The organism is Blastopirellula retiformator (assembly GCF_007859755.1).
Taxonomy (GTDB): Bacteria; Planctomycetota; Planctomycetia; order Pirellulales; family Pirellulaceae; genus Blastopirellula; species Blastopirellula retiformator.
Window position 1 is genome coordinate 368,137 of sequence record NZ_SJPF01000003.1, and the last position, 13,575, is coordinate 381,711.

General features: G+C 58.7%; 10 protein-coding genes. 4 read left to right on the top strand and 6 right to left on the bottom strand.

What is annotated here, in order from left to right:
- Nucleotides 1-27 precede the first annotated feature (27 nt).
- On the bottom strand, nt 28-783 hold the full coding sequence (locus Enr8_RS13205; RefSeq protein WP_146432240.1) for a class I SAM-dependent methyltransferase: 756 nt from the start codon (nt 781-783) through the stop codon (nt 28-30).
- A 177-nt stretch (nt 784-960) separates the two neighbouring features.
- On the opposite strand from Enr8_RS13205, the gene Enr8_RS13210 reads away from it, so the two are divergent.
- Nucleotides 961-1,278: a DUF1569 domain-containing protein gene (locus Enr8_RS13210; protein WP_186767632.1), complete on the top strand. Its 318-nt coding sequence runs from the start codon at nt 961-963 to the stop codon at nt 1,276-1,278.
- Between the two features lie 141 nt (nt 1,279-1,419).
- Entirely contained in the window at nt 1,420-1,566 is a 147-nt protein-coding gene (locus Enr8_RS25445; RefSeq protein WP_186767633.1) for a DUF1569 domain-containing protein, read from the top strand.
- A 123-nt stretch (nt 1,567-1,689) separates the two neighbouring features.
- Here Enr8_RS25445 and Enr8_RS13220 read toward each other — a convergent pair whose 3' ends face one another.
- From Enr8_RS13220 to Enr8_RS13240, 5 genes are all read right to left on the bottom strand, one after another.
- On the bottom strand, nt 1,690-3,135 hold the full coding sequence (locus Enr8_RS13220; protein ID WP_146432246.1) for a TonB-dependent receptor: 1,446 nt from the start codon (nt 3,133-3,135) through the stop codon (nt 1,690-1,692).
- Between the two features lie 500 nt (nt 3,136-3,635).
- Nucleotides 3,636-4,352 carry an HNH endonuclease gene (locus Enr8_RS13225; RefSeq protein WP_186767634.1) on the bottom strand — a complete coding sequence of 239 codons (717 nt, stop codon included), beginning with the start codon at nt 4,350-4,352 and terminating at the stop codon, nt 3,636-3,638.
- Nucleotides 4,353-4,551: 199 nt separating this feature from the next.
- Nucleotides 4,552-7,236, bottom strand: a complete 2,685-nt coding sequence (locus Enr8_RS13230) for a bifunctional acetate--CoA ligase family protein/GNAT family N-acetyltransferase (RefSeq protein ID WP_146432251.1) — start codon at nt 7,234-7,236, stop codon at nt 4,552-4,554.
- 258 nt (nt 7,237-7,494) lie between these two features.
- Nucleotides 7,495-9,339, bottom strand: a complete 1,845-nt coding sequence (locus Enr8_RS13235) for a hypothetical protein (RefSeq protein WP_146432253.1) — start codon at nt 9,337-9,339, stop codon at nt 7,495-7,497.
- A 190-nt stretch (nt 9,340-9,529) separates the two neighbouring features.
- A complete protein-coding gene (locus Enr8_RS13240) occupies nt 9,530-10,933 on the bottom strand; it encodes a trypsin-like peptidase domain-containing protein (RefSeq protein ID WP_186767635.1) in 1,404 nt (467 codons plus the stop codon).
- A 388-nt stretch (nt 10,934-11,321) separates the two neighbouring features.
- Between Enr8_RS13240 and infC the strand changes: the two genes are divergently transcribed.
- Both infC and Enr8_RS13250 read left to right on the top strand, forming a co-directional pair.
- The gene (infC, locus tag Enr8_RS13245) at nt 11,322-11,858 is read left to right on the top strand and encodes a translation initiation factor IF-3 (protein WP_261342466.1); all 537 of its coding nucleotides are present in this window, start codon (nt 11,322-11,324) and stop codon (nt 11,856-11,858) included.
- Between the two features lie 629 nt (nt 11,859-12,487).
- The gene (locus tag Enr8_RS13250; protein WP_146433330.1) at nt 12,488-13,546 is read left to right on the top strand and encodes a DUF1559 domain-containing protein; all 1,059 of its coding nucleotides are present in this window, start codon (nt 12,488-12,490) and stop codon (nt 13,544-13,546) included.
- Nucleotides 13,547-13,575 lie beyond the last annotated feature (29 nt).

A 13,575-nucleotide genomic window follows, 5' to 3' on the forward strand; every position in this document is an offset into this window, starting at 1 on the left:
GGAAGGTTTGTCTTCCCCCTGTTCGCGTTATTTCCGCGTCAGCTCCAACACATTCTGCGTACAAGAGAACCGATAGCTGGTGGGCGACTCGGCGAAGTATTGTTCCACATACGCTTCCAGGTCGACGGCGTCGGGGGGAGACTCTAACGGCAGCATGTTCATCATGAACTCGGCGATCACGTAGGCGTCTTTCAAGTTCTTGGTCGTAATGTGTGCGTCGATCGAATGCATCACTGCATCGTAGGCGTCGCCCTGCTCTTTGACGAACTCTTCGCGTACCGGCTCTAGCGAAAAGGTTTGCTCGCCGAAGTGAGCCCGCATTGCCATGCAGTCGGTATCGCCGCTTTGCAAGATAATCCAGGCCTTGGCGCCTGGCTTCAGCCACGAGGCGATTTTCTCCAGGTTCACTTGCCACTGGTCGGGCGGAATGTAGTAGAAAACGTGCGAGCAAATCGCCAAGCTGGCCGACTGCGGCGGAACCTTGGCGGCCAGAATCCCATCGGCGACCGTCAAGACATCGGGGTAATCGGCTTTCAACTGGTCTAGTAGAAACGGATTCGGCTCGATCGCGACCACCGACCCGAATCGTTCGACCAGGTACTTGGTCAGTTCGCCATTGCCAGCCCCGGCGTCGACCAGCAGATCGGTGTCGTCCAGCTTCTGGATCTCGGCATCCATCCAGGCCCGCGCGTTGACCTTTTGATCGGTGTTGGCGAGAAAGGTCTCGAAGGCGACGCGGTAGTCGTCGGTGTCGGAGAGAAAAGCGCGAACTTTGGCGGTCATGGGGGCTCGCAAGTAGGAAGAAACGAAACGGCGCTTGGGGCGACTTGCCGTAGTATTACGCCTCTCGAGCGAAAACGCCAACCAATTCTTCTTGGCGCTAAAGAAACGACGCTGGCGAGCGACGCCGGCTCGCTTTTATACTGAGGGGCGAAGCTTCTATTACCGGCAATGAGATACATGCCAAAAATCAAAACGCTCACGCAACTCCAAAAGCGACTGGCGAAAATCGCCGAGTCGCCGCATGAGACGACCGGGCGGTGGACCGCAGCGCAGATCTTTTATCATTTGGCGGCGGCGTTTGAGGGGTCGGTTGAAGGGTTGCCGCCGGGCTATAACGTGGTCGCCCGGACGCTTGTGGCGCCGGTACGGTGGATATTGACGCGGGTATGGTTTCCGGCCGGAATCCCGATTCCCGCGGCGATCGCCGACAAGGTCGCGCCGCCGCCAGAAGCCGATCTAGAGGAACAGTACCAGCGACTATTAGCAGTCCGTTGATTTTCTCGACGGACTGCGTGATCGCACGGATGCGATCCCAAAATAACGACGTAAGTCGTTATTTTGCGAGCCGCGAAGAGCTATGCTCTGAGCCTGGCGAGGTTGGAAAATGCCACGAGGGCATTTTTCAACCGGCAGTTAGTGGCGATCGAGCAGTTCGAGCGACACGAAGGTCCGCACCCGCCCCATCCGGTGCTGGGATACTTTTCGCACGACGAATGGGTTGGCTTTCATTTGCGGCATAGCGAACACCATCTCCGGTTTATTCGCGAGCAAGAAGAAATGTAGGGCAGGTTGTGCCTGCCGAAGTGGATACGTTTCCATTCCGGCAGGCACGGCCTGCCCTACGATTGATTGTGCATTGGGCCGCATTCCCTCGGCTTGCGCCTCGGAGCTACTATTCGCTTTGCGTTACTTCGACGGCAAGGTGCACGATTCTGGTTCGATGCATTGGTAGTCGAAGAATTTGCGGTCTTTGATGACCTGGGCGACGGGGGCGGGGACCATTTGTTCCCAGCTGGGGTCGCAATCGCCGATCTTGCGGAGAACTTCCCGCGAGAAGATGCCGAGGCAGTTTTCGTCGTAGTTGTCCAGGTTGTTGATCCCGCCGCGTCCCAGCAGATAGCTGTACAGCGGTTGCAGCTCCGGCTTCAGCTCCAGGTTATCGCAAGTCGCCAACTCGCCCGTTTGCGGATCGAGGTAGGGATAGCAGAAGATCTTCAGATCGTTCTTAAACAAGCGGCCAAACGACTCGAGAATGCCGCCTGGCAACTCGGTGTAATACTTCTCGTTGAACAGCTCCTTCAAGCTGGCGGCGCCCATCGTGAGGGCGATCTTTTCCTTCGTGCATTGCGAAAGGTAGGCGCCGAGGCGGAAGTACTCGAAGTAGTCGGAGATCAGCACGTTCATGCCGCAGGCCGCCATGACGTCGGCCCGGGCCAGGAAGTCGCGGCGGTCGATCTCGCCCTGGGCTTTCAGGTTCCGCATGGTGATTTCCATCACCTGGGCGACCTCTTTCCCTTTCACGTCGGGCAGTTCCGAGAACTTCTCATGCGCACAACGGAGCATGTCGACGTTGACGTTGCAGACCGGGCGGAAGCTGCCCCGCTCGACCAGGATCGGTTTGCGATAGAGGAACTCCGACGGCTGCAGCACGGTGCCGTTGGCGGCGAACATCGCGGCGCCGCTCAAGCCCAGCTCGACCAGCTTCAGGCTCATCAAACGATTGTCGACCCGGCGGAAGGCGATGCCGGAGAACTCGATCATGTCAATTTCGATGCGGGAAGTCGACAGCCCGTCGAGCAGCGAATCGACCAGCAGTTCCGGCTCGTGGTTAAAGTTAAACGCGCCGTAGATCAGGTTCACGCCGACAATGCCGAGCGCCTCTTGCTGGAGGGCGGTCTCGGTGTCGAGCATCTTGACGTGGATGATGATCTGGCTGTCTTCGTCGCGGGGATGCGCCTGGAATTTGATCCCCATCCAGCCGTGGCAATCGGAGTTGCCTTTGTATCCTCGGGCGGCGACCGTGTCGGCGAAGGCGAAGAAGGTGCTCGTCTCGCCGCGGGCTTCGGTCAAACGTTCCAGGTTGAGGGCGTGCTCTTGGTCCAGCATCGATTGCAGACGTTCGCGACAGACGTACCGGGCGGCCCGGCCGTAGATCGCGTCGCTGACCTGCATGTCGTAAGCCGACATACTTTTGGCGATCGTTCCGGCGCCGGCGCCGACGCGGAAGAACCACCGTACCACTTCCTGGCCGGCGCCAATTTCGGCGAAGGTGCCGTAGCGGCGGTTGTCGAGGTTAACGCTGAGCGCCTTTTGACGCGTCTCCATAGTCTCGATAGCGGAAGACTCGATCATCGGTTTTTGCACGTTCGAACTCGGTTTTGTCGGGGAAGTGGGAGAGGAAACCGTATCTGACGTCTGGCAAATAAGCCGCCCTCAGTGTAGCGAATGCAACCACGGCGGTGTCAAGCTCTCGCTCGAGGTGGCCTGGTTCAGGTCGGCTTGGATCCGCACAAAGACGAACCGCCCGACGCATCCATTCGGCGTTTCCGAGGATGTTGGAAAGCAAACGATATGCCAATCCGGCATAACCGGAGTTCGCTCGACAGGGGCGGCTTTTTGGCGAACGGATCCGCCATCGATGCATCAAATCAGGCAAAAAGTGCCCAGACTTGTTGCAATCGTCGCGGCTTGGCTAGTCTGAAGACTTTCCGTAAAGGTTAATCTCGGCCAACTGCTAGCCGCCGATTGAGTTGGTTTCCGCGATTGCGGGTTAGAGGGACGGCGCCCAATGCGCCTGGTGGCATGCTCTTGCGGCGTCTTCGCCGGATGAGCATGGCGACAAGAAGTCTTGCCTAAGTCGAGTCCCGAATACCTCCAAACCAACGATCATTCATTTTCTCTAGAAATTCGTGAGTCATCGGGTATCCGGATTGGGACCCTATGACAGAGTCGATACCGCAATATGGACAAAGAGCTGTCTCTCCCTTCTCAGAATTTGGTAACTTGTCCGTCCAACAGACAATTTCGGAAGAATTGAAAATTCTCAGGCAGAAGAAGCAGCCGCAAGTTTCGCTCTTCAGCAACTCGTCTCGATGATAGCTAGAGTGTTCATGGGCAGGTATTGAGAAATTGGGGGCAAGTAGTATCGGCTCGTTCTTGCGTGATGGTTCACGCTCCTGCTCCTGTAAATTACCGATTGCCCTTAAATGCAATTTGACCTCGTCGCTAAGTTCACCTGACTCATCCGCTTTTTCTAGGATGTTCAGCGCTTTGGTGATTTCCGCCTGCTTCACGGTCCGCTTAGCAAGGGATCGAGCTTGAGCCGCTCTCCGGGATGCTTTCGTGAGTTGTAGTTGAACAAGAGGCGTTGGGGCAAAGACGTTTGCGCCTTTTTTCCCATTGCAACTACGGCACGCAGGTAACCAGTTTTCATACGAGTTTAGTGAGAAGTCCAGGGAGAGCCCAAAGGCAGTTAGCGTCTCCTCTAGTTTTGGACGGTCTAGGATGAGCGATTCAGGGATTATGTGATCGATTTCCATCGTTTTGAGGTCGATGGGTTTCGTGCACATGTAGCAGACTTCCCCGTGCACTACGTAAACTGCGAAACGCTCAGCATTCGTAAATTTGTACTTCGCCAAGTCCGTAACTCCACGATCCCGCAGGGCACTCGCCATGCGGATTTACACTCAGTCAATATTGGCGGGATCTGCATTGCAAGCACTGATGTTACATTGGTAGTGGAATAAATGCTCCTAGAACTTTGAACAGTTACACCAGCTTCCGCGCCAGCACCGCATCGTCCGCCGTCTTGAAGTCGAGTTCAAACTTCCACTTGCGGAAGATCTCGATCATCCGGTTGTTATCAGGCGTCGTTTCGGCGACCATTTCTTTCATGCCCCAGTCTTTGCAGATCTTCAGGCTGTAGTTGGTCAGGATCGAGCCGAGCCCGCGGCCTTGATAGGCGTCCGAGACCAGCACGCCGTAGTCGGCCTCGCGGCGGTCGGGGTCAGCGACCAGACGGGACGTGCCGATCAGTTTGCGCTGGCCGTTTTCGTTCAGTTCGGCGACCAGGGCCAGTTCGCGGTCATAGTCGATATAGCAAAAGCGAGACGCCATTTCGTGCGTCGTCTCTTTGAACAAGTAGCGGAAGCGGAACCAGATCGTTTGCTCCGAGCAGTTCTCGTGTAGATCGATCCAGAGCGGCTCGTCCTCCGGCTTGACCGCCCGCAGCAAGATCTCGGTTCCGTCGCTCAGGTAAGTCGTTCGGGTCAGCTCTTCCGGGTAAGGGCGAATCGCCAAGTGCGAGTAGGGCCGCGGCGGTTCGACGAAGGCGGAACGGTCGAGAATGATCCGGGCGTCGAGGGCGACGACGTCTTTGTCGGTCGCCAACAGCGGGTTGATATCGAGTTCTTTAATTTCGGGATAGTCGGCGACCAGGTACGAAATCCGCATCAGCGTTTCGATCAGCCGGTCGATGTTGACTCCCTTACGGCCGCGATACCCTTCTAGCAGAGGCCAACTGCGGAGCGATTCCAGCATCCGCCGGGCCAGGCGTTCGTTGACCGGCGGCAGTTCGAGGGCGCTGTCGCGAAAGATCTCGGCCGCGATTCCGCCGGCGCCAACCATCAGCACTGTGCCGAAGACGTCGTCGCGCTTGGCGCCGACGATCAACTCGTGGGCGTTGGGCGCCGAGATCATCTTTTGGATCGTCACCCCTTCGATCATCGCATCGGGGCGTTTCTCTTTGGCGGTAGCGATCATCGTGTCGAAGGCGGCTTCGACCTTTTCGGCGCTCGACAGGTTCAGCTTCACGCCGTCAACGTCGGTCTTGTGCGTGATCTGCGGCGAGAAGATTTTCATCACCACCGGATAGCCGATCCGCTGGGCCAACGTCACCGCGTCTTCCTTCGACCAGGCGACATACGGCTTGGTGACCGGAATCTCGTACGCTTCCAGCAGCGCCTTCGACGTGCTTTCCGACAGGATCTCGCGTCCCTCGCTAAGGATCGTGTTGAAGACGGCCCGCAATTTTTGGCGATCAAGTGGAAACTTGACCGGCATGTCGCGAGGCGTTTCGTACAGCGTTTCCTGGTTGCGGGCATACGAAACGAGATGCATGAACGAGCGAACGGCCAACTCGGGCGAGGTGAAGGTCGGCACGCCATGCTCGTCGAGATGATTGACGGCGGCGCGGATCATTTCGCCACCCATCCAGACGCATAGGACCGGCTTGGGGCTCTTTTGCACGATCTTGACGACTTCGACGGCGGTTCCCATCGGATCGGTCATCGCCTGCGGGGTCAAAATCACCAGCGCTGCGTCGACCGACTTGTCGGCCAGGGTCACTTTTAGCGCTTCAGCGTACCGCGTCGAGTCGGCGTCTCCTAGCACGTCGACCGGGTTATTGTGCGACCAGGCGGCGGGCAGAATGGCGGTCAGGCTCTCGATCGTCTCGGGCGCCAGTTTGGCCAATCGGCCATGCCGGTCGAGCAGCATGTCGGTCGCCATCACGCCAGGACCGCCGGCGTTGGTTACGATCGCCAAACGGTCGCCGGTCGGCAGCTTCTTACTGGCGAGCAGTTCGGCACAGATGAACATGTTGTCGCTGTCGAAGACGCGGACGACGCCGGCCCGCTTGAAGGCGGCTTCATACACGGCATCGACGCCGGCGAGCGCCCCGGTATGCGAAGCGGCGGCTTGGGCCGACTCGGCGAACCGTCCCGCCTTGTAGGCGATGATCGGCTTTTGCCGCGCGAACGCCCTGGCGGCCGACATGAACTCGCGCGAGTCGCTGATCGATTCGACGTACATGATGATCGAATCGGTATGGGGATCGTTCGCCATGTAGTCGATCAGGTCGCCGATCTGCACGTCGAGCATGTTGCCGACCGAGATAAAGTACGAAAACCCGATGTTCTTTTGCAGCGACCAGTCAAGCACCGACGTGCACAAGGCGCCGGACTGCGAGATGAATCCAACGCGACCCGGGAGTGGACTGCTAGCGGCGAAGCTGGCGTTTAGATTGACGGCGCTCGACATCACGCCCAGGCAGTTGGGGCCGATGATCCGCAGGCCGTCGTATTTGGCGGCGGCCGCTGCGACCTGGCGTTCCAGTTCAATGCCGGCGGCGCCAGTTTCCCGAAATCCGGCCGAGATGATCACAACGCCGCGCGTTCCTTTGGCGCCGATCTCTTCGATCAGGGCCGGGACGCCGGCCGACGGGACGCAGATGACCGCTAAGTCTGGGGTTTCGGGCAGATCCGCGACGCTCGCGAATGCCGGCAACTCTTCGATCGTGTCGTACTTCGGATTGATCGGATAGATCTTGCCGGTGAAGCCGCCGCTGATCAGATTTTTCACGACGGTATTGCCGACGCTGCCTGCCTTGCGGCTGGCGCCGATCACGGTCACCGATTTGGGATGAAAAATCTTGGAGAGGTTTCGAATCGCCATGCCGCCTGGACCTCGTTTTTCCTACTGGAGGTTGGAGAGAGAATGGGGATGAACCGGGGCGCGTATTAAACTACTCGGATTGATCGGCGGTTGAAATATGCCGACAGGATGCGGACGGAGGCCATTGGCGGGATTCACGCTTGTTTTTCCGAGTGGTTCTTTTTCGACGGATCGCCGTAAAAGATCGATCTCCCTCGCTTTTTAAAAGAGAAATCGTCTAGTTTCGCTGACTACGACAAACGGCGAAGGGGTTTGCGATTACGAACCTTTGAACAACGCTTCAATTTCGTCGGCCGACAATTCTCGATCGGCCGGTTCCGATTCGTCTTGTTCCGCGACTTCGGCCGTCGGCTCTGCGGTAGGTTCCGCTTGCGCGTCATCCGCGTCCGCTTCTGACGCCGCTTTGGCGGCAGGGGAATCGGCGGTCGGGAAGAGCGAATCGATCTCGTCGGCCGACAGTGCCTGGTCGGCCGGTTCCGCCGCCACTTGCGCAGCGACTTCCACCGCTGGCTCTTGGGTGGGCTTTTCCTCTGGTTCCGCTGCGGTGACGCTATCGGCTTTGCCTTTCACGTCGGCCGCTTCCGGCTCCGACGGGGTTGTCGGCGGGCTGGCGGCAGCGAACAACGAAGCGATCTCGTCGGCCGATAGTTCCTGGTCGGCGGGTTCCGCTTCCGCTGCTGGCGCTTGGGTGGGCTCTTCCTCTGGTTCCGCCGCAGCGATGCTATCGGCTTCGCCTTTCACGTCGGCCGCTTCCGGCTCCGACGGGGTTGTCGGCGGGCTGGCGGCAGCGAACAACGATGCGATCTCGTCGGCCGACAATTCCTGGTCGGCGGGTTCCGTTTCCGCTGCCGGCGCTTGGGTGGGCTCTTCCTCTGGTTCCGTTGCGGTGACGCTATCGGCTTTGCCTTTCACGTCGGCCGCTTCCTCTTCCGGCTCCGACGGGGTTGTCGGCGGACTGGCGGCAGCGAACAACGAAGCGATCTCATCGGCCGACAGTTCCTGGTCGGCGGGTTCCGTTTCCGCTTGCTCGGCGACTTCCGCTGCTGGCTCTTTGGGGGTCGGCTCTTCCGCAGTTGGGGTCGCGATGTCGCTCTTGGCATCGGCTTCGGTTGTCGGCGAACTGGTGGCGGAGAATAACGATGCGATCTCATCGGCCGACAGTTCCTGGTCGGCGGGTTCCGTTTCCGCTTGCTCGGCGACTTCCGGCGCAGGCTTTTTGGGGGTGGGCTCTTCCGCAGTTGGGATCGCGATGTCGCTCTTGGCATCGGCTTCGGGTGTCGGCGGACTGGCGGCGGAGAATAACGAAGCGATCTCGTCGGCCGACAGTTCTTCGTCCACTGGTTCCGATTCGCCTTGCTCGGCGACTTCCTGCGCCGGCGGCTCCGCAATTGGTTCTTCGGCGACCGGTTCTTCGGCAGATTCCGCCGCCGCGTCGGTCTTGGGTTCCGCTTCGGCAGCTGGTGCGTCGTCGGCGTCGAGTTGTCCGGCCGCTTTGAGCAGCGATTCGATTTCGTCGAGCGACTCGTCCAGGACGTCCCGCTCCATATCGGCGTCGCTGCCGCTGAGCAGTTGTTCCATGTCGTCGGTCATGAACGCGTCGTTATCGCCCGCTGGTTGGCTCGCGGCGGCGGCTGGATCGGCGTTGTCCGTTTCAGCGGCGAGAGATTCAGCGGGCGCCTCGTCGTCAGACGGAAGATCCGCTGCGGGGGTCTCGGCTTCTTGCTGAGCCTGCTTTTCCCGGGCCTGGCGTTTTTCTTCTTCAAGCCGTTTGGCGAGTTTGTCCGCTTCGATCTCTTCCAGGTGAGCCGCTTCGAGCCGATCTTGTTCTTCACCTTCGACCGGCTCTTCTTCCGGCAGCTCGTCGTCGAAATCGGCGGTCGGCTCATCGTCTGGATAGTCGTCGTCCACATCAGCCGCTTCCGCAGACTCGTCATCGACGTCGACCGCTGGGGGCGTTTCTTCGTCCAACATCTCGATCCGCACCACTTGCTGAATGCCGTCGCCAAAGATGCTCCACCAGGGGCGCGGACCGTAGCCCAGCGCCACTGCGGCGGCGAAGCCGAGTACAAGATTCAGGACGGAAATGAGCGCAAATAGAAGCAACGGAAGTCCTCGGGACGGGCTTTCGATTCGAGCCGTGGTTGGCAGGCTGCGAAAAAATATAGCTCGTTGGAATAGGGCATTCCGGGTTTGCGCAATACGGGAAGCCGTCTCCCCGCGGGTTTGGTGGAATCACGGTTTAAATGACCGGACCACGCCGTTAAGTCGGGATTTGCTGGCCAGATGACCCGTATTATTGGCTTTGTCCGCGGACGACCATGCCTCCGTTTTGCCCCGCTGCGGCGCCGATCACGTGCTGCAGGAATTGGGGGGAAGGCCGGTTGGGGAGCGTGAACGCCTCGGGCTGGGAGGAGGGGTTCGACTTGGAGTGAAACAAGATCGTGATGTTCGCCTCGCCGCCATGTTGGCGAATGTACTCCAGCACCTCTCGTTCGGCCGGGGTCAGATCGCTGCTGCCGGTGATCATTCCGCTGCTGGCCAACGCGGCGGCTCCGGCGGCGGTCGACGGCATGTGGGCGGGCAGATTCGGCTGTGACCTGGGCAAATCAGGCATCGAGGGGGCGGCTCGATTGGGACTGGGCGAGCCTTGCGCCATTTGCGGCTGCGCGGCATTGCCGGTGAAGAGGTGAGCGATCTGCTTTTCCTCTAGCAGCGCGAAGATCGTCTTCAAGGCGGCGTAGTAGCCTTCGTCGTATTCGGGGTCGGCGGCGTTACAGACGCCGATCAGCTGGCCGGCGTCATTGAACAAGCCGCCGCCGCTGCGACCGTCGATCGGTGCGCCCGCCGCTTGTAGATTGTCGGGGCCCTGATAGCGATTGATGCTATTGATGCGGCTTTCGCGAATGGAAGCGTCCGCTCCCTTGTCGCAACCGACGGTAAACGCTTTTTCGCCGACGGTTACCGGCTGATTCGGAGTACGAACCGTGACCGCAGAGATCGGGAAGTTCGGCTTAAAGGTGAGCAGCGCGACGTCTCGGTCCAGGTCGTAAGTCAGCAACCGGCCGGCAATAGCGCTGGTAGCGCCAGGGGCGAATGATTCGACTTCAATTTGACCGTTGCCCTGCGAATCGCGGAACAAATGGCCGCAGGTCAGCACCAGCGCTTCGCCATGATGCGAGTGAACCACGGTGCCGGTTCCGTACGAAAAGCCATTGGGGTCGATGACTCTCAAGCGGACCGTCGCGGCCAGCGCTTTTTGCCGAGCGGCCGACGAATTGCCGGAGGTCATCATCGGGCCCGGCGATTGCCCCCGTACGACCGGCGCCGCCGGCGATTGCATCGCCATGGCTTGTTGCGGCGCGGGATTGGTCGCCGCGGATGGTTGTTTCGGAAACATGGCGACCAGTTCGTCATAGCTGGTACGGCCTTCGGTTTGGGCGATGATCTTGCCCTGTTGGACCATGCGAAACGCGGGCAGTCCGCGGACGGCCAGACGCTGGGCCATGTCTGGATCCCGGGTTTGGTCAATGATAACGACCGGGTAGCCGGCCGCTTGGAGCCGCTGAACGGTTGGTTTCATCTCGCGACAGTAGACGCACCAGTCGGCGGTGACGTAATACAGAACCGGCGATCGCGAATTATCGGCCGGGGCGGCGGTCAGCGCGACCGACAACATTAGCGCGGAGACTGCGTTCATCGCGTCCCTCCCTGGATCGTGGGGGCGAACATAGACGCCCAGTGCGGTACCTAAACGGTGCGAACGTGATAGCATCCTTGCCTCGATCGTTCGCGAGGTCGGACCAATGTCGGCTTCCAGGGCGAGTCGGACAAGGCCAATAGAAGGCTTTTTGGGGAAATCGCGGCGAATTGCCCAAGAATCCCTCAAGTAGAAGCGGCGATTCAACCGACGCCGGAGGCCGCGTTTCCCCGAGAAAGACCGAAAAATTCGTTATTTTTGGGGGAGTTTAAAAATGGGGGACAAACTGTTCCGAAAATAGCTACAATGCTAGACTTGTCAAACTTAGTGGCTGGGCCCCTGCCCAGCTTTTCCCGTTTCTATCCACGAAAAAGGATTAACTGCCATCATAGATCGGAATTCACGGGATCGCGATCGTGACCGCGATCAAACGCGCATTAACGAGAGAATTCGTAAGACTCCGGTGCGCGTCATTGATGAAGAAGGAGAACAGCTGGGGATCATTCCCACCGAAGACGCGCTCAGCCGCGCTCGCACTGCTGGTCTGGATCTAGTGGAAGTCGCCCCGATGGCGACTCCGCCGGTGTGCCGCATCATGGACTACGGCAAGTACAAGTACCAGCAAAACAAGAAACAACACAAATCGCACTCGCATCACGCGAAAACCAAGGAGATTCGCCTGCGTCCCAAGACCGGGAATCACGATATCGAATTCAAAGTGAAGCAGGCGATTACTTTTTTGAAGCACAAAGACAAAGTTCAAGTCTCGATCCAGTTTCGCGGCCGCGAAATGGCCCACGTCGACGAAGGTCAGCGTGTGATGAATCAAGTGATCGAGTTGCTGGAGGAATACGGCAAGGTTGAATCAACCCCGAAGCAGATGGGACGTCGCATGATGTGCACCATCGCGCCCAAGGCGGGTTAGCGATCACTTGATCGCGCGCCGGTTGGCGTATGACGACGCCAAACCTCCGAGCGCGAACAGCAAGCTTGAAAAACGCTTGGCAATGGCCCGCCAGGCGTTTTTTTATGCGCGGCTCGCTTACGTGGGGAGTGGGGGATGTGTGGTCATGCGAACCAGAGGAAGCCGGTTTTGCGCCGTTCTACTTTCCCAATCGGAACAAATCGGAGTTTCTTCATCGATTTAACGGCAGGGAGTCCACTCCTGTGGGGGTGAAAGAAAAAAGATTTCTTGTCGCCTCGGTGACCCGTAAATCCCAGTACCGCCAGGCGCGATATCGAGGGTGGTTTCGCGAGAAAGCGGTGCAATCGCGCGAAATTTTGCCCTGCTTACAGCAAATAGCGACAAGTTGGCGAGCTGTGAAAGTTGGAAGAAAAAAACGGAAGTTTCCCGGATTTCTCGGGGATTGCGAACTATCATTTTTTCGGAACCACACGCTTGACACATCAAGCGTTCAAATCTTGAATTGAACGATATAGGATCCGTTTGATCAGTGAAATCTGAGGGGCACGACCGGAACCTATGACGAGTCTCGTCGTTTAATATCCGCACACACGGAACAGTTCTTCCCTTCGCTTTCTTTTGGAGAGGCAATGTCTATCGCTCAAGGTATGCGCCGTCGGGGTTTCACCCTCGTCGAACTTCTCGTCGTGATTGCCATCATCGGCGTATTGATTGCTCTTTTGTTGCCGGCCGTGCAGCAAGCTCGTGAAGCTGCTCGTCGTATGACCTGCACCAACAACCTGAAACAGCTCGGTCTGGCCTGCCACAACTACGCCGACACCTTCAAGACCTTCCCCAGCGGCGGCGTTGATCCTGTCGCTTTGGCAACTGCGACCGGCACCAACGGCGCTTGGAGCTGGAGTGCTCTGATTCTGCCGCAGATCGAACAAAACAACCTGTACGATGCGATGGGCGTTACCACGAACTCGGTCCTCACCGTGGCCTCCAACGCCACCTCAGGGACGACTTTGGAAGGTCAGATTCAATCGGAAATCGGCGCCTTTCGTTGCCCCAGCGACACCGCTGGCGAATTGCCGACCTGCCGCACGGTCCGCGTCAACGGAACGACCGGCACCTGCCCGACTGCCGGCACCAATCTCCGGGGCATCGCTGGCGTTCAAGCGAGCACCTCGAACTACATCGCCGTCGCTGGTCTTTTCAGCCCGCAGATGCGTAAAAACAATGGCGTGATGTACCCGAACAGCAAGACTGGCTTCCAGTCGATGACTGACGGTTCCAGCAACACCTTCCTGGTTGGCGAACGGGCTGAATACCAGGCCGCCGGCACCTGGATGGCCACCGGTTACATCCGTGGAACGAGCAACACCGCTTCCTATGTTGCCGACACCTCGGACGCGGCCAACTCGATGGGTATGGTCAGCGTGGTCCCGAACTACAAAGTTCAGACCGCGACTTCCAGCATCTGGGCTGGTTTCAGCAGCACGCACCCGGGCGGCACGCAGTTTGTGCTGGGCGACGGCGCCGTGAAGTTCATCTCGGAAACGATCGCCTTCAACAACGGCGGCGCTACGCCGATCGACGGCAGCGGTGGTTTCAATGACTCGGTTGCCAATGGCACCCCCGCCGACTACGGCGTCTATCAGCGTCTCGGTATCCGCAACGACGGTCAGGTCGTCGGCGAATATTAATCGACTTCGCCGTTTGGTGATGAACGGTT